Annotated in this window: 12 protein-coding genes; 5 read left to right on the forward strand and 7 right to left on the reverse strand. The window is 68.4% G+C overall.

Annotated features, from left to right (window positions below; genetic code table 11):
* The first annotated feature begins 183 nt into the window (after positions 1 to 183).
* From ACFVWY_RS02285 to ACFVWY_RS02305, 5 genes are all read left to right on the forward strand, one after another.
* Entirely contained in the window at positions 184 to 1,212 is a 1,029-nt protein-coding gene (locus ACFVWY_RS02285; protein WP_389866394.1) for an ABC transporter permease, read from the forward strand.
* Positions 1,213 to 1,285: 73 nt separating this feature from the next.
* Entirely contained in the window at positions 1,286 to 3,067 is a 1,782-nt protein-coding gene (locus ACFVWY_RS02290; protein ID WP_389866396.1) for an ABC transporter substrate-binding protein, read from the forward strand.
* An 87-nt stretch (positions 3,068 to 3,154) separates the two neighbouring features.
* Positions 3,155 to 4,135 carry an ABC transporter permease gene (locus ACFVWY_RS02295; RefSeq protein WP_389866399.1) on the forward strand — a complete coding sequence of 327 codons (981 nt, stop codon included), beginning with the start codon at positions 3,155 to 3,157 and terminating at the stop codon, positions 4,133 to 4,135.
* Between the two features lie 11 nt (positions 4,136 to 4,146).
* A complete protein-coding gene (locus ACFVWY_RS02300) occupies positions 4,147 to 5,172 on the forward strand; it encodes an ABC transporter ATP-binding protein (protein WP_389866402.1) in 1,026 nt (341 codons plus the stop codon).
* A gap of 26 nt (positions 5,173 to 5,198) precedes the next feature.
* Positions 5,199 to 6,263, forward strand: coding sequence for an ABC transporter ATP-binding protein (locus tag ACFVWY_RS02305; RefSeq protein WP_389866406.1), 1,065 nt, complete (start codon positions 5,199 to 5,201; stop codon positions 6,261 to 6,263).
* A gap of 179 nt (positions 6,264 to 6,442) precedes the next feature.
* Here the strand turns inward: ACFVWY_RS02305 and ACFVWY_RS02310 are convergent, their stop codons facing one another.
* The 7 genes from ACFVWY_RS02310 to ACFVWY_RS02340 all read right to left on the reverse strand — a co-directional run bounded on the left by ACFVWY_RS02310 (position 6,443) and on the right by ACFVWY_RS02340 (position 17,577).
* Positions 6,443 to 7,594, reverse strand: a complete 1,152-nt coding sequence (locus tag ACFVWY_RS02310; protein ID WP_389866409.1) for an ABC transporter ATP-binding protein — start codon at positions 7,592 to 7,594, stop codon at positions 6,443 to 6,445.
* Entirely contained in the window at positions 7,587 to 8,645 is a 1,059-nt protein-coding gene (locus tag ACFVWY_RS02315; RefSeq protein ID WP_389866412.1) for an ABC transporter ATP-binding protein, read from the reverse strand. Before ACFVWY_RS02315 ends, ACFVWY_RS02310 begins: the two co-directional genes overlap by 8 nt.
* 14 nt (positions 8,646 to 8,659) lie before the next feature.
* Complete coding sequence (locus ACFVWY_RS02320) at positions 8,660 to 9,604, reverse strand: ABC transporter permease (protein ID WP_389866415.1); 945 nt, start codon at positions 9,602 to 9,604, stop codon at positions 8,660 to 8,662.
* Positions 9,597 to 10,523, reverse strand: a complete 927-nt coding sequence (locus ACFVWY_RS02325; protein ID WP_389867079.1) for an ABC transporter permease — start codon at positions 10,521 to 10,523, stop codon at positions 9,597 to 9,599. The genes ACFVWY_RS02320 and ACFVWY_RS02325 overlap by 8 nt, the downstream gene beginning before the upstream one ends.
* Before the next feature lie 153 nt (positions 10,524 to 10,676).
* Complete coding sequence (locus ACFVWY_RS02330; RefSeq protein ID WP_389866418.1) at positions 10,677 to 12,317, reverse strand: ABC transporter substrate-binding protein; 1,641 nt, start codon at positions 12,315 to 12,317, stop codon at positions 10,677 to 10,679.
* Positions 12,318 to 12,829: 512 nt separating this feature from the next.
* Entirely contained in the window at positions 12,830 to 14,734 is a 1,905-nt protein-coding gene (typA, locus tag ACFVWY_RS02335; RefSeq protein WP_389866421.1) for a translational GTPase TypA, read from the reverse strand.
* 599 nt (positions 14,735 to 15,333) lie between these two features.
* Positions 15,334 to 17,577, reverse strand: coding sequence for an ABC transporter family substrate-binding protein (locus ACFVWY_RS02340; protein ID WP_389866424.1), 2,244 nt, complete (start codon positions 17,575 to 17,577; stop codon positions 15,334 to 15,336).
* Positions 17,578 to 17,647: the final 70 nt, after the last annotated feature.

The raw sequence follows: 17,647 nt of genomic DNA on the forward strand, positions 1-17,647 counted from the left end.
TCCGAAATCGCCAAGCGGAAGCAAAGCCACACCCTTTAATGGGTCATGTGTAAGTAAAATTTCCAAAGAGCGTGCCAAGGGGGTCGGACATTCATTGACCCTGCATGAATTGCGTTGAAAAAGTCCCGGTAGCCCGTAGGTGTTGCCCTGCGGAGTCCTTCGACCCTCCGGGCCAGGAGCACCATGACGATTCCAACGCCACAAGCCGCCACCCCCGTTGAGGTGGAGGACGCGCAGCAGCAGCCGACAGCGGACCCGTCCGCGTCCAAGGGCGGCGCCGGCCGCTCGCCGGGCAGGATGGCCTGGCTGCGTTTCAAGCGTGACCGCACGGGCGTGATTTCGGCCTATGTAGTCATTTTCTTCTTCGTGATCGGCGTGGGCGCGCCGCTGATCGCCAAGCTCTACGGAAAGGACCCGTACACGACGTACGGGCAGAACCAGGAAGGCCTGCTGGACGACTTCGGCTCGCCCATGCTGCCCAACGGCGGCATCAGCGGCGACTTCTGGTTCGGCGTCGAGCCGGGACTGGGCCGCGACGTCTTCACCTTCCTGCTCTACGGCATCCGCAACTCCCTGCTCATCGCCACGGCGACGACGCTGCTGGTGACGCTGATCGGCATCGTCATCGGTCTCACCGCGGGCTATCTGGGCGGCAAGACGGACTACTTCGTCGGCCGGGTCATCGACATCCTGCTGGCCTTCCCCTCCACGCTCTTCTTCATCGCCTTCTGGCCGGTGCTGCTGTCGATCCTGGTCTCCCCGGAGGAGAACACCCCGGTCTGGCTGACCGTCACCAGCCTCATCTCGGTCATGACCGCCTTCGGCTGGGCCGCCATCGCCCGGCTGCTGCGCGGCGAGGTACTCGCCCTGCGCGAGCGCGAGTTCGTCGAGGCCGCCAAGGTCACGGGAGCGTCTCCGGCACGCATCATCTTCAAGGAGCTGCTGCCGAACCTCTGGACGCCGATCCTGATCCAGGCCACGCTCGCGCTCCCGGCGTACGTCACCGCCGAGGCCGGACTCGCCTTCCTCGGTGTCGGCCTGAGCGACCCGACACCCGACTGGGGCGTGATGATCCAGCGCGGATCGGACGTCTACCAGAGCGACATCACGTTCATGCTCTTCCCCGGCCTCGCGATGGTGATCTTCGTCATCGCCTTCAACCTGCTGGGCGACTCGGTGCGTGACGCACTGGACCCGAAGACCAAGCGCTGAACCGCACGTCTCCGACCGGGCGACGGGGCCCGCCGGAATGATCGTTTCTCTCCATCGACCAGAGCAGGAAGCCATGTCCCTTTCCCGCAGAAACTTCGTCATCGCCACGTCGGTCGCGGCCGGCGGTTCGATGCTCCTTTCCGCGTGCAGCAGCGGCAGCACGGCCAAGAAGGGCGGCGGTGCCGGACACGGCGGTGCCGACAAGTACACCGGCTCGGTCGTCGTCGGCACGAAGGCCGACTCCACGGGCCCGGCCGCCGAGATCCCGGGCGCCAAGAAGGGCGGCACGATCCGCGGCCTCGCCCCGGACGACTTCTCGCACCTGGACCCGCAGCGCGTCTACTTCTCGTGGAACTCCGCGGTCGGTGACCTCTACGTCCGCGGCCTGACCGGTTACAAGATCGCCTCGGACGGCTCGATGAAGCTCGTCGGCGACCTCGCCACCGACGCGGGCACCATGGCCGACGGCGGCAAGACCTGGACCTTCACCCTGAAGGACGGTCTGAAGTGGGAGGACGGCAAGGAGCTCACGGTCGAGGACGTCCGCCACGGCATCGAGCGCGGCTTCGCCAGCTTCACCACCGACGGCGCCGGCTACGTCCAGAGCGCGCTGGTCGGCACGTCCGCCTTCCGCTCGAAGTACAAGGGCCCGTACGGCGGCAAGCACCTCGACTCGGTCATCACCGACGCCAAGGCCAAGACGATCACCCTGAAGCTGGCCGAGGCCCGCCCGGACCTCAACTTCACGCTGGCGATGACCTCCTACGGCGCCGTCCCGGTCAAGGGCGACACCAAGGAGAAGTACGACAAGGACCCGATGAGCTGCGGTCCGTACCGGATCAAGGCGCACTCCGTCGACAAGTCGATGACGCTGGTCCGCAACCCGCACTGGGATCCCAACACGGACTCGATCCGCAACGCGTACCCGGACAGCTTCGTCTACGAGTTCGGCCCCGAGTCCCTCCAGGCCGCCGACCGGCTGATCGCCGACGACGGCGACGACCAGTTCGCGATCATGGCGTACAGCGGTGTCCCGGCCGAGCGCATCCAGAAGGTCCTCACCGACCCCGAGCTGAAGAAGCGGACCTTCAACGGTCTGCTGACCGGCATCTACTACTACGCGATCAACACCAAGCGCATCACCGACGTGAAGGTCCGCCAGGCCCTCATCCACGCCTGGCCGCTGGAGCAGATCCGCAAGATCTACGGTGGCCCGTCGGCCGGTGACTACGCGACCTCCATCCTGAGCCCCGACATCGTCGGCTACGCCAAGGACGACGTCTACGGCAAGCTGAAGAAGCCCCAGGGTGACCCGGAGGCGGCGAAGAAGCTGCTGAAGGAGGCCGGCAAGGAAGGCCAGAAGGTCGTCTACGCCTTCCCGATCGGCAACACGTACAACAAGACCAAGGTCGTCATCGAGAACGCCCTCAAGGCGGCCGGCTTCGACCCGGTCATCAAGCCGCTGGACTCCACCAGCTACTACGACCAGGTCCAGCAGATCGACAACCAGTTCGACGTCATGTGGTTCGGCTGGTCCCCGGACTGGCCGACCGGCTACACGCTGATGCAGCCGCTGTTCGACGGCGAGACGATCGCCGACAAGGCGAACAACGTCTCGCAGCTGAACGTCGGCTGGGTCAACGAGGCCATCAAGAAGAACGTCACCATCGCCGACCCGATCGAGGCCGGCAAGGCCTGGGCCGCGCTGGACAAGCGGATCATGACGGAGGAGGCGCCGATCATCCCCGAGACGTTCCAGCGCCGTTTCTACCTCCACGGCGAGAAGGTCGGCGGCGCGATGTTCCACCCGCTGTGGTCCTCGGCCGTCTTCTACAAGCTGTTCGTGAAGGCCTGACGCCGACACTCCCGGGGCGGGGCGCCCGCATGGCGCCCCCCCCGCTCCCCTCCCCCTCGTCGGCGTCTGCCAGGGAAATCCATCGCCATGTTCCGCTTCCTCATCCGCCGGGCTATCGGCGCACTGGTCATCCTGCTGATCATCAGTGTCATCACCTTCGTCCTCTTCTATGTCGCACCCCGCGATCCGGCCCGGGTGGCCTGCGGCAAGGTGTGCACACCCGAGACACTGGCACTGGTCAGGCAGAACCTCGGCATCGCCGATCCGCTGCCGGTGCAGTACTGGCACTGGCTCCAGGGCGTGTTCGTCGGCCGGGACTACAGCTCCTTCGGACACTGTCCGGCGCCGTGCCTGGGCTACTCCTTCACCAACCGCGAGCCGGTCGTCGGCACCATCCTCGACCGCCTCCCCACGACGCTCTCCCTCTCCGTCGGCAGCGCGTTCGTCTTCGTGATCTTCGGTGTGGGCACCGGCATGCTCGCCGCGGTCAAGCAGGGCAAGTGGCTGGACAAGATCGCGTCCTCGGCGTCGCTGATCGGTTCGTCGATGCAGATCTACTTCGTCGGCGTGATCGCCATGTACTACCTCGCGGACCAGTGGCACATCCTGAGCCGTCCCAAGGAGGTCCCCTTCTCCGAGGACCTGGCCGGATGGTTCACCGGACTGCTGCTGCCCTGGCTGGTGCTGGCGCTGATCTTCACCGCCAACTACACGCGTATGACCCGCTCCCAGCTCGTCGAGACGCTGAGCGAGGACTACGTGCGCACCGCGCGCGCCAAGGGGCTCTCCCGCCGGACGGTGTTCTTCAGATTCGCCTGGCGCGGCGCCATGGGCCCGATCGTCACCATCTTCGGCCTCGACATCGGCCTCCTCCTGGGTGGCGCGATCATCACCGAGAAGACCTTCGGTCTGCACGGGATCGGCGCCCTCTCGATCAAGGCCGTCAACGACAACGACCTCCCGATGATCCTCGGCGTGGTCCTGGTCGCGGCCGCGGCGATCGTCGTCTTCAACATCATCGTCGACGCGGTCTACGCCCTCATCGACCCGCGCGTCCGCCTCGCCTAGGGAGAGATCCAGTGAGCACCCCCTTCCTCTCCGTACGCGATCTGCGCGTGCACTTCTCCACCGAAGACGGCATGGTCAAGGCCGTCGACGGGCTGTCCTTCGACGTCGAGAAGGGCAAGACCCTCGGCATCGTCGGCGAGTCCGGCTCCGGCAAGTCGGTCACCAACCTGACCATCCTCGGGCTGCACCACCCCGACCACACCGAGATCGAGGGCGAGATCCTGCTCGACGGGCAGGATCTGCTGGCCGCCTCCGAGCGGGAGCTGGAGCGGCTGCGCGGCAACAAGATGGCGATGATCTTCCAGGACGCCCTGGCCTCGCTGTCGCCGTACCACACCATCGGCAGGCAGATCGCCGAGACGTACCGCAAGCACACCGGTGCCTCCAAGAAGGAGGCACGGGCGCGGGCCATCGAGATGCTGACCCGGGTGGGCATCCCGCAGCCCGATCTCCGGGTGGACGACTACCCGCACCAGTTCTCCGGCGGCATGCGCCAGCGCGCGATGATCGCCATGGCGCTGGTCTGCGACCCGGCGCTGCTGATCGCGGACGAGCCGACCACCGCGCTGGACGTCACCGTGCAGGCCCAGATCGTGGACCTGCTCAAGGACCTCCAGCAGGAGACCGGCACCTCGATCATCTTCATCACCCACGACCTCGGGGTCATCGCCGACGTCGCCGACGACGTGCTGGTGATGTACGGCGGCCGGTGCGTGGAGCGCGGTACGAAGAAGGAGGTGCTGCGCTCCCCGCAGCACCCGTACACGCTGGGCCTGCTGAGCTCGATGCCGACCCTGGACGGCCCGGTCGACGTGCCGCTCTCGCCGATCCCCGGTGCCCCGCCGAGCCTCCTCAACCCGCCGAGCGGCTGCCGCTTCCACCCCCGGTGCACCTTCACCGAGCAGGTGGGCGGCGGGCGTTGCGCGAGCGAGCAGCCGGCGCTGGAGATCGCCGACGGCCGCGGCTCCGCCTGCCACCTCACCACCGGGCAGCGTGCCGAGTTCTTCGCCGACTTCGCCGCATCCCGGCACAACTGACGTACAAGAGACGGGACTTCCCTACGATGAGCAGCACAGATCCCCTCCTGGACGTCTCCGGACTCACCAAGCACTTCCCGATCAAGGGCGGCTTCCCGATCCGGCGGACGGTCGGGGCGGTCCAGGCGGTCGACGGACTGGACTTCACCGTCGCCGAGGGCGAGAGCCTGGGCCTGGTCGGCGAGTCCGGCTGCGGCAAGTCGACCACGGGCCGGCTGATCACCCGGCTCCTGGAGCCGACGGCCGGCCGGATCTCGTACCGCGGGCAGGACATCACGCACGCCTCGCGCAAGGAGCTGGCCCCGGTCCGCTCCGAGATCCAGATGATCTTCCAGGACCCGTACGCCTCGCTGAACCCGCGGCAGACCGTCGGCAAGATCATCACCGCGCCGATGGAGATCAACGGCATCGAGCCGACGGGCGGCCGCGAGGCGCGCGTACGGGAGCTGCTGGAGACCGTCGGGCTCAACCCGGAGCACTACAACCGCTTCCCGCACGAGTTCTCCGGCGGCCAGCGCCAGCGCATCGGGGTGGCCCGCGCGCTCGCCCTGGAGCCGAAGCTGATCGTGGCGGACGAGCCGGTCTCGGCGCTGGACGTGTCGATCCAGGCCCAGGTGGTGAACCTGCTGCAGAAGCTCCAGAAGGAGCTCGGCATCGCGTTCCTGTTCATCGCCCACGACCTGGCCGTCGTACGGCACTTCTCGCAGCGCGTCGCGGTGATGTACCTGGGGCGGATCGTGGAGATCGCCGACCGCGAGGACCTGTACAGCAACCCGCGCCACCCGTACACCCGGGCGCTGCTCTCGGCCGTTCCGGAGGCGAGCGCCGACGACACGCCGGCCCGTGAGCGCATCCGTCTCGCCGGTGACGTGCCCTCCCCGGTCAACCCGCCCTCGGGCTGCCGCTTCCGCACCCGGTGCTGGAAGGCGACGGACACCTGCGCGAGCGAGGCACCGCCGCTGGTGCGGGTCGAGGGCAGCCGTGAGGGCCATCTGACGGCCTGCCACTACCCCGAGGACACCCGGACCGCCGCGGCCGTCCCGAAGGCCCGTGAGGCCGCCTCGAAGCCCGGCGACGGCAAGAAGGCCTGACACCCGGTGAGCCCCGCGGCCAGGATCCCGACCCGGTCCTGGCCGCGGGGCTCGCCGGACCTGAGGAACCGAGCACGTGAGCCCCTGACCCGAGCCACCTGCGCGCCCGGTTCCGGGGGAAAAGGAAGAAGCGCCCGGAACCATTCGGTTCCGGGCGCTTCCGCGTGGTACGGGCGTGCCTACGAGGCGGCGCCCACGACGTCGCGCTCCTCGGCGAAGTGGCAGGCCGACTCGTGCGCCGCGGGGCTGTCGCTGCCCTTGAAGCGCTCGGGAACCGCCAGCAGCGGCAGTTCCGTGGAGCACTTGTCCTGGGCCTTCCAGCACCGGGTGCGGAAGCGGCAGCCGGACGGCGGGTTCGCCGGCGAGGGGACGTCACCGGTGAGGATGATCCGCTCGCCGCGCTCACGGGCCTGCGGGTCCGGGACCGGGACCGCCGACAGCAGCGCCTGGGTGTAGGGGTGCGTCGGGTGGTCGTAGATCTCGGTGTCCGTGCCGATCTCGGCCATCTTGCCGAGGTACATCACGCCGACCCGGTCGGAGATGTGCCGGACGATCGACAGGTCGTGCGCGATGAAGAGGTAGGACAGGTTGAACTCGTCCTGGAGCTTCTCCATCAGGTTGATGACCTGTGCCTGCACCGATACGTCGAGCGCGGAGACCGGCTCGTCGCAGATGATGATCTCCGGGTTGAGCGCGAGGCCGCGGGCGATGCCGATGCGCTGGCGCTGGCCGCCGGAGAACTGGTGCGGGTAGCGGTTGATGTACTCCGGGTTGAGGCCGACGACGTCCAGGAGCTCCTGGACCTTGGCCCGCCGGTCGCCCTTGGGGGCGACTTCGGGGTGGATGTCGAAGGGCTCGCCGATGATGTCGCCGACCGTCATGCGCGGGTTCAGCGAGGTGTACGGGTCCTGGAACACCATCTGGATGTTGCGGCGGACCGCCTTCAGCGCCCGGCCGGACAGCTTGGTGATGTCCTGGCCCTTGTAGAAGACCTCGCCCGCGGTGGCCGTCTCCAGCGTCATCAGCAGCTTGGCGACGGTGGACTTGCCACAGCCGGACTCGCCGACGATGCCGAGGGTCTCGCCCTGGTAGAGGTCGAAGGAGACCCCGTCCACGGCCTTGACCGCGCCGACCTGGCGCTTGAAGAGGATGCCCTGGCTCAGCGGGAAGTGCTTGACCAGACCGCGCACCTGGAGGATCGGCTCACCGCGCTCGACGGGCGCCTCGATCGCGGCGACCGCCGCCGTGTCGTCGGCGGCGTCGACCGCGATGACCTCGGTGACGTTCGGGGTGGCGTCCATGGACCCGTCCGTCTTGTCGTTCTCAGCCATGGATCGTCTCCTTCCAGAAGTGGCACGCGCTGCCGCGGCCGGACAGCTCGGAGCCGTCCTGCTCGGTCACCGTGACCAGCTTGGGGATCTCCGTGCGGCAGATGTCCTCCGCCTTGGGGCAGCGCGGGTTGAAGGCGCAGCCCGAGGGGATCTTGAGCAGGTTGGGCGGCAGGCCCTTGATCGCGTAGAGCTCCTGGCCCTTCTGGTCGAGCCGCGGGATCGAGTCGAGCAGGCCGCGGGTGTACGGGTGCGCGGGCCGCTTGTACAGCTCGTGCACCGGTGCCGTCTCGACGATCCGGCCCGCGTACATGACCGCGATCTTGTCCGCGACGTCGGCGACGACGCCGAGGTCGTGGGTGATCAGGATCAGGCCCATGTTGAACTCGGTCTGGAGCTCCTTGAGGAGGTCCATGACCTGCGCCTGGACCGTCACGTCGAGCGCGGTGGTCGGCTCGTCCGCGATGATCAGGTCCGGCTCCAGCGCCAGGGCCATGGCGATCATGATGCGCTGGCGCATACCGCCGGAGAACTGGTGCGGGTAGTCGTTGACCCGCTGAGCGGCGGCGGGGATCTTGACCCGGTCCATCAGCTCGATGGCCTTGGCCTTGGCCTCCTTGCGGGAGAGCCCCTGGTGGACCCGGAACATCTCGCCGAGCTGGTAACCGACCGAGAGCACGGGGTTCAGCGAGGAGAGCGCGTCCTGGAAGATCATCGCGATCTTCTGGCCGCGGATCTGCCGCCGCTGCTCGTTGCTCATGGTCAGCATGTCCTGACCGCGGTAGAGGATCTGGCCCTGCGGGATCTTGCCGGGCGGCATGTCGAGGATGCCCATGATCGCCTGGGCGGTCACGGACTTGCCGGAGCCGGACTCACCGAGCACGGCGAGGGTCTCGCCCGAGTCCACGCTGTAGTTCACACCGTTGACGGCCTTGGCGACACCGTCACGGGTGTGGAACTCCACGTGGAGGTCCCGCACCTCAAGGAGCGGGGTGCTGTCCGACGCTCCGGCGCGGGGCGCCGGGCTGTCTGCTGTCTTGTCCATGGTGGTCACGTCGTACGCCCTCCTCAGCGCAGCTTCGGGTCAAGGGCGTCGCGAACCGCGTCGCCGAGCATGATGAACGCGAAGACCGTGAGGCTGAGCATTCCGGCGGGGAACAGCAGCGCGTGCGGGTTGTCGCGGATGGCCTGGCTGCCCTCGGCGATGTCGATGCCCCACGAGATCGTCGGGTCGGCGAGGCCGAGTCCGAGGAACGAGAGCGTCGCTTCGGCCGAGATGTAGCCGCCGAGCGCGATGGTGGCCACGACGATCGTCGGGGCGAGCGCGTTCGGAAGGACGTGGCGGAACAGGATGCGCGGGGTGCCGGCGCCGAGCGCCCGCGCCGCCGTCACGTAGTCCGCCTGCTTGGCCGTGATGACGGAGGACCGCATCACTCGGCAGATCGAGGTCCAGCCCAGGAAGGCCAGGGCCAGGATCACCACGTAGACCTTGCGGTCGGTGAAGGCGTTCAGGACGACCATCGCGCCGAGCAGGAACGGGATGCCGAAGAAGATGTCGGTGACGCGGGAGATGACCGCGTCGAGCCAGCCGCCGAAGTAACCGGCGAGCATCCCGAGCAGACCGCCGACCAGGGTGACCGCGGCGGTGACGCCGACGCCCACCATGATCGAGGCGCGGGTGCCGTAGATGACGCGGGAGTAGATCGAACGGCCCTGGCCGTCGTAGCCGAACCAGTCGGGCTGGAAGAAGTGCCCCAGCTCCGGCTTGGTCAGGAAGTGGTTGGTCAGGTCGCCGTCGCGCGGGTCGGCGCCGGTGAACAGGCCGGGGAACGCGGCGATGACCAGCAGGACGACCAGCAGGATCGAGGAGATCCAGAACATCGGACGGTGACGCAGGTCGAACCAGGCATCACCCCAGAGACTGCGCGGCTTGTCCTGCTTCTTGGCGTCGGCCGCGGGCGCCGCGGCGGCCTCGGCCACCGCTTCGGTCTGGGTCTTGGTCGCGTCAGGCATACCGGATCCTCGGGTCCAGGACCGCGTACAGCAGGTCGACGATCAGGTTGATCACAAGGATGACGAGGACGAAGACCGTGACGACGCCGACGATCGTGGAGCCCTCGCGCTGCTGCAGCGCCTTGAAGAGCAGGTTTCCGACACCCTGGACGTTGAAGATGCCCTCGGTGACGACCGCGCCGCCGATGAAGCCGCCGACGTCCGTACCCAGGAAGGTGACGACGGGGATCAGCGAGTTGCGCAGCAGGTGGACACCGACTATTCGGCGCCGCGGCAGGCCCTTGGCCATGGCGGTGCGCATGTAGTCGGCACGCAGGTTCTCCGCGAAGGTGGTGCGGGTCAGCCGTGCCACGTACGCCATGGAGAGCATGGCGAGGACGAAGCCCGGCAGGAACAACTGCGCGTAGTCCGTCGAGTCCTGGACGTTCGGTGCCACCCAGCCGAGCTGGTCCGCGAGGACGAAGCGGGCGAGGAAGCCGAGCACGAACACCGGGATCGAGATGACGATCAGGGTGAAGATGAGCACGCCGGTGTCGGCGGCCTTGCCGGCCCGCAGGCCCGCCCAGGCGCCCAGCCCGATACCGACGATGATTTCGATGATCATGGCCACGGCGGTCAGCCGCAGGGTCACCGGGAAGGACTCGGACATCTCGTCGATGACCTGGCGACCACCGAAGGTCTTGCCGAAGTCACCCTGGAAGAGATTGCCCATGTAGTCGACGTACTGCTTCCACAGGGGCTGGTCGAGTCCGAACTCATGGCGCAGCGACGCGACCTGTGCGGGGTCTGCCGCCTTGTCTCCCCACATCGCCCGGATTGGGTCACCGGGAAGAATGTGGACCATGAGGAAAATAATCAGAGTGGTCCCGATGAATACCGGGATCATCTGGAGCAGTCGCCTTGCGACGTAACGCCCCATCATGCCTCCATGCCGTGAGGGGTCGGCGATGGCCTACTCAGAGTTGTCTCCGCCGCGGGGTGTGGGGGAGAAGCCCCGGGGCCGACGCCTACGGGCCGGTTCCGCCACCCTCTTCGAAGAGGTGCGGCGAAACCGGCCGTCGGATCCCGATGATTACTTCTTGGCCTTCACCTGGACGTCGGTGAAGATGGGGTCGCCGTCCTGGCCGTAAACGATCTTGCCGAAGACGTTCTCGGACTGGCCGGAGTTGTTCTTGTAGAACCACAGCGGGATGGCCGGCATGTCGTTCTTCAGGAGCTGCTCGGCCTCCTGGTAGAGCTTGACGGTCTCGTCCAGCGTCTTGGCCTTGTCGGCCTGCGAGGCGAGCTTGTCGAACTCCTTGTTGGCGTAGCCCGAGGTGTTACCCGCGGCGGTGGAGCCGTACAGGTCGCGCATGAAGTTCGAGTTGACCGGGTAGTCGAGCACCCAGCCACCGCGGTACATGGACTTGACCTGGTGGTTGTCGCGGGCGTTCAGGTCCGCCTGGAAGTCGGGCTTGGAGTCGCCGACGCACTCGACACCGGTGGCCTTGCGGATGCTGTTGCAGACCGCGTCGACCCACGGCTTGTGGGACTGGTCGGCGTTGAACTGGATCGAGATCTTCTTGCCCGGGACGCCGCCGCCCTCTTCGATGAGCTTCTTGGCCTGGGCCGGGTCGTACTTGGTGACGTCACCGAGTGCGCCGGGCTTGTAGCCGAGCACGCCGCGGGCGACGAAGGAGTCGGCCGGGGTACGGGTGCCGTGCAGCACGGTCTTGGTGATCGTGTCACGGTCGATCGCCATGGACAGACCCTGGATGACCTTGGGGTTGATGTCCTTGAACTGCTTGGTGTAGAACGCCGGCACGATCGACTGGATCGCGGAGTACTCAGCGTCGATGGCGCGGTCGCCGAGGTCCTGCTTGTAGCTGGTCAGCGACGTCGTCGGGATCTGCTCGATCCAGTCGAGGTTGTTCGACCGCAGGTCCGAGTACGCGGCCTCGGCGGTGGTGTAGTTCTTGAAGTCGATACCACCGTTCTTGGCCTTGTTCGGGCCCTGGTAGTCGTCGAACTTGCGAACCTTGATCAGCTTCTTGTGGTCCCACGAGACGAACTTGTAGGGACCGTTGCCGATCGGCTTCTGGCCAGCGGCGGCCGGGTCCTTGAAGAAGGACTCGGGCAGCGGCGCCCAGACGTCGTAACCGAGCTTGTACGCGAAGTACGAGACCGAGCCGGTCAGGGTGATGGTGAAGGAGTTGTCGTCGATGACCTTCAGGCCGGACATCTTGTCCGTCTTCGGCGCACCCTTCTCCGGGTGGACGTCCTCGTAACCCTTGATGTCCTGGAACCAGCTGGAGTTGGTCTGGTTGTTCTTGACGTTGGCCGACCAGTTCCAGGAGTCCACGTAGGACTTGGAGGTCACGGCGGTGCCGTCGTGGAACTTCCAGCCCGGCTTGAGCTTGACGGTCCAGACCGACGAGTCGGCGTTGGGCGTCACGGACTCGGCGTTGACGTACGTGAGCTTGCCGGTGCCGGGCTCGTAGTCGACCAGGCCCGAGAAGATGGTGCGCAGGACACGGCTGCCCTGGCTCTCCTTGGCGTTGGCCGGCTGAAGCGGGTTCTGCGGCTCGCTGAGCTGGGCCGTCAGGATCCCGTTCGGGTCCGACTTGCCCGCGTTCATGCCCTTGTCGGCGTCGTCGTTACCACCGCAGGCAGTCGCGGCCAGGGCGATGATGGCCGCACCCGCGACCCACTTGGCGCTCTTGGCACCACGCATGGGTTTCCTCCTCATGAGTCCACTTTTGACTACAAGAAGGGCACTGGAGTGATTCACCGACACCCCTGACGGTGATCGTTCAGTGCCCCTAGTGTGCTCGTGAGTCGGCACTCCCCACAGTGCGTGACCCATTGACCCGAGCTCAATGGAGCCAACTATTAAGTACGACCGGGCCGTAAACCACACTTAAAGGGTCTCGTTTTAACAACATCGAGAGAGCCCGATTGCCCGAAATCCGGACAAAGTGATCTCAGACAGACACCCTCGAAACGGACCGTTAACGCAGCTTTCGGAGAGCGACGATCGATATGCGGACGGATCGTCAGGGAAAACAACTGGACAGAGCCCTGTTTCGCCTGCTTGACAGCTCGTCGCCAGCACTCATCGATTGCTGCCGCACATCCCGCGCTCCGGACCCCCGCGCACGGCGTACGAAAGGGCCCGGTCCGCCGTCAACCGACGGCGGACCGGGCCCCTGTGTCCGTGCGGACGCCTCCGGCGTCCGCGGCGGGTCAGCGCTTGGCGCGCGACGCGGTGCGGCCGCGCTCCTTCTGGTCGAGGACGACCTTGCGGATACGCACGGCCTCCGGGGTCACCTCGACGCACTCGTCGTCGCGGCAGAACTCCAGGGACTGCTCCAGGGAGAGCTTGCGCGGCGGCACGATCGCCTCGAAGGAGTCGGCGGAGGAGGAGCGCATGTTGGTGAGCTTCTTCTCCTTGGTGATGTTCACGTCCATGTCGTCGGCGCGCGAGTTCTCACCGACGATCATGCCTTCGTAGACCTCGGTGCCCGGGTCGGTGAAGAGCACGCCGCGCTCCTGGAGGTTGGTCATCGCGAAGGCGGTGACCGCACCCGCGCGGTCGGCGACCAGCGAGCCGTTGTTACGGGTCGTCAGCGTGCCGAACCACGGCTCGTGGCCCTCGTGGATGGAGTGGGCGATGCCCGTGCCGCGGGTCTGCGTCAGGAACTCCGTACGGAAGCCGATGAGGCCGCGGGAGGGGACGACGAACTCTATGCGGACCCAGCCGGAGCCGTGGTTCGACATGTTGTCCATCCGGCCCTTGCGGACGCCCATGAGCTGGGTGACGGCGCCCATGTGCTCCTCGGGCACGTCGACGGTCATGCGCTCGACCGGCTCGTACGTCTTGCCCTCGACCTGCTTGGTGACGACCTGCGGCTTGCCGATGGTCAGCTCGAAGCCCTCGCGGCGCATCTGCTCGACCAGGATGGCCAGCGCCAGCTCGCCGCGGCCCTGCACCTCCCAGGCGTCGGGACGCTCGGTCTCCAGGACGCGGAGCGAGACGTTACCGATCAGCTCGCGGTCCAGGCGGTCCTTGACCTGGCGGGCGGTGACCTTGCGGTCCTTGACGGCGGCCTTGGCCTCGGCGCCCTTGCCGGTGCCGCCGCGGCCGACCAGCGGCGAGGTGTTCGTGCCGATGGTCATGGAGATCGCGGGCTCGTCGACCGTGATCAGCGGCAGCGCGACCGGGTTCTCCGGGTCGGCCAGCGTCTCGCCGATCATGATCTCCGGGATACCGGCCACGGCGCAGATGTCACCGGGGCCCGCCACCTCGGCGGGCTTGCGGGTGAGCGCCTCGGTCATCATCAGCTCGGAGATGCGGACGTTGGAGACCGTGCCGTCCCGCTTGATCCACGCGACCGTCTGGCCCTTGCGCAGCTCGCCCTGCTCGACGCGGAGCAGCGCGATGCGGCCGAGGAAGTTGTCGGCGTCGAGGTTGGTGACGTGGGCCTGGAGCGACCCGTTCTCCTCGTACGTCGGGGCCGGGACGTGCTCCAGGATGGTGGAGAAGAACGGCTCCAGGCTGGTGGAGTCGGCCGGGACGGTGCCGTCCTCGGGCTTGGTGAGGGACGCGATGCCGTCACGGCCGCAGGCGTAGACGATCGGGAACTCGATCTGGTCCTCGTCGGCGTCCAGATCGAGGAAGAGGTCGTAGGTCTCGTTGACGACCTCGTCGATCCGGGAGTCCGGGCGGTCCGTCTTGTTGATGCAGAGGATCACCGGCAGCCGCTGCTGAAGCGCCTTGCGCAGCACGAACCGGGTCTGCGGCAGCGGACCCTCGGAAGCGTCCACCAGCAGCACGACCGCGTCGACCATCGACAGACCGCGCTCGACCTCGCCGCCGAAGTCGGCGTGGCCCGGGGTGTCGATGATGTTGATCGTGATGGGCGCCCCGCCGTCCTTGGGGTGGTACTTCACCGCCGTGTTCTTGGCGAGGATCGTGATGCCCTTCTCACGCTCCAGGTCGTTCGAGTCCATGACGCGGTCGTCGACGGACTCCAGCTGGTGGGCGGCGAACGCCCCGGCCTGCTTGAGCATGGCATCGACGATGGTCGTCTTGCCGTGGTCGACGTGGGCAACAATGGCTACGTTACGGATGTCATGGCGCGTGGGCATGGGTGGCTTGCGCTTCTCTCGGATCGTGGGATCAGGCGTCTAAGTCGGTCTCAAGTCCTCGTACGCCCACCGGGCGGACGCGCCACGGCTCGTCCAATGGTACGGGCCCGGCGCCGCAGCGGCTTCCCGGGCAAGGTCCGGGGACTCCCCCGGACCGGGCGCCGACGGCCCTCACCGGCACCGATGTACTGATGAGAATCCGCGTCGGCCACACGTTCGCGCCCCCGTGGCCGGGTCTTCCGGCGGATTTCACCGGGGACGCGGCCACAGGGGCGCGATGGGGGACGCGGGGTCTGTCCTCGGACAGCCCCGGACCTGCACGGCTACGGAGGTGGGGCTCCGGAGCGGATACTCCGGGAGACCGGGGTAGGGGCCCCGGTGCGGGTCTCGGAGGTGGGGGGATCGAGCGGCCGCCCGGGTCAGCGGGCTGGACCCGTGTCCGTACGGAGGGGCCCGCGCCGACCTTGCCCGCGAGGCAAGGCGACGGGCAAGGGATTTGAGCCTTTTCTGAGCTTCCGCACCGGCCCTGACCGACCGGGCGCACCCTGGGGCTGACCTGCTGCTTCTCCCTCCTCGTCCCCCTCCTCCCCTGGTTCCGGCTAGTTCCGGTGCGCGGGAGGACCGGCGGCCTGGGGCTGTTCGAAGCCGATGTCCTGGTAGCGGGGCGCCGCGAAGCCGAAGGCGCCGACGTTCACCAGCCTCCGGTCCACCGCGACCAGCTGCGGGCGCCGGTAGAGCGGGATCGACCCGGCGGCGGCCCAGATCCGGGCGTCCGCCTGCTTCATCAGCTCCTGGGCGGTGGACTCGTCGAGCTCCGCGACCGCCCGGTCGAAGAGCTGGTCGATGTGATCGGTGCCGACACGGGTGTAGTTCTGCTCGACCTGGAGCGAGCCGTCGGTGGAGGGCACCGGCTTGGCGAAGATCGGCCGGTTGTCGGTGGCCGGGTAGGCGGTCGCGGGCCAGGAGTACAGCGCGAGGTCGTAGTCGCCGGAAGCGATGTGGTCCCGGAAATAGCTCTCGTCGGGCACCTTGACGATCTCCGTACGGATGCCGATCTCCTCCAGCATCGCCGAGATCCGGTCACCGACGCCGCGCAGCTGCTCCGCCCCGGGGCCGGACGGCAGGACGAAGCGCAGGTTCAGCGGCTTGCCGTCCTTGCCGAGCGGGCCCGGCCGGGGGCCCGCCACCCGGGCGGGGGCCGCGGTGCCCGGCGGAGCGTACGCGCCGACCGCGCCACCGGGCCGCTGGCGCTGGGCGGCGGGCCGGGCGGGGGTGTCTCCGGCGGGCTCGGTGAGGCGGTCGGCCTGCCGCAGCAGGGCGATGCTGTGGAGCGCGGCGGCGGGGGCCGGGGCCAGGATGTGGACGCCGCCCGCCGGGTCGCCGTCGCCGGGCTTGCCGTCGTCGCCGTCGTCGCCGTTGTCAGCCGTCTCCGTGCCGGGGCCCCGCTCCTCGGCCTCGCTGCCCGCCTTGGTGCCGTTGCGGCGGGCCGCGCCCTCCCGGGTCCAGCCCGCCTCGGCCAGAAGGGCCTGCGCCTGTGCGGTGTCCTGGCCGCCGAGCGCGGCGCTGCTGTCCTTGTAGCCGGGCTGACCGGCGAGGGCCAGGTGGCTGCCGACCGGGCGGGCGGGCAGGCCGAGCGGCCCGAGCACGGTGTCCGCCAGCTCCTGGCGGTCCAGGGCGCGGGCGACCGCCCGGCGCACCCGGTCGTCCGACAGCGGCCCGGATTCGCCGTTCAGCGCGAGCTGGGTGTACGCGGGCTCCAGCGACTTGCGCACCACGTAGCCGCTCAGCTCCTTCTGCTCGGCGGCGTACGCCTCGGCGTCGGCCCGTGCCTTCGCCCTGGCGGCACGGGCGGCGGCGGCCTCCTCGGGGTCCGAGCCGTGGGCCGCGGCCCAGGAGCGCAGGGCGGCTGCCGGGTCCGTCGCGGCGTCGGGCCCCAGCGCGAGGGGCGGTCGGCCTTTCGCCCGGTCGCGGACCGCCCGGGTGATCCGGCCGGCCGCGGCGGCGTCGATGTCGGCCACGTCGACCCGGCCCGAGGCCAGGGCGGCGGCCCGGTCCCGCGGGGCGACGGCCCGGAAGACCAGCGAGTCGAGTTTGGCCGGGGTGCCCCACCAGCGGGGGTTGCGGACGAGGGTGACCTCGCCCGCCTTCTTGTCCAGGCCGCCCAGCCGGAAGGGCCCGGCGGTCGCCTCCAGGGCGGTGCGGGACCTGTCGTTGAAGGCGGCCGGGGAGCCGGTCACCTGTTTCGGGTACAGCGGGGAGAACAGCGAGCGCCAGTCCGCGTACGGCTTGCCGAAGGTGACCCGCACCTCCAGGTCGTCGGCGCCGCGCTCGATCTTCTCGATCCGGTCGTACCCGGCGTTGCGGGCGGTCCAGAACGCTGTGTCCCGGCCGCTCAGCGCCCGCCACTGGGCGAGGAAGTCGGGGGCCCCGATCTCCCGGCCGTCGCTCCACACCGCCTGCTGGTTGAGTCGGTAGAGCACCACCTGCTGGGGTTCGCGCTCGATCACCTTCGCGGACTCCAGGTAATCCGGGTTCCGTCGCGGCCTCCCCCGGTCGTCCAGCGGGAAGAGCGTCGGCAGCAGGGCGCCGGTGATCCGGGTGGTCGTGCCGTCCGCGTCCGCCTGAAAGGCGTTGAGGGTGGTGGGCATCGCGTCGACCGCCCAGTCGACCGTGCCGCCGTCGGCGACCCGGTTCCGCTCGATGGCGGCGACGTCGGGGGCCGTGGTGCCGCCGTCGCCGGAACCGCAGCCCGCCAGCAGGGGGAGGGCCAGCACACCGGTCGTGAGGAGCGCGAGGGAGCGGCGCTTGCGGGCCGTCCCCCGCGGGACGCCGGGGTGGGACATGGCTGGTACCTCCGGGGCCGGCCCGGACCCGGCCCCCTGACAGCGGGTGGGCCGGATGGGGCGCTCTTGG

It is taken from the genome of Streptomyces sp. NPDC058195, from assembly GCF_042883525.1.
Classification (GTDB): domain Bacteria; phylum Actinomycetota; class Actinomycetes; order Streptomycetales; family Streptomycetaceae; genus Streptomyces.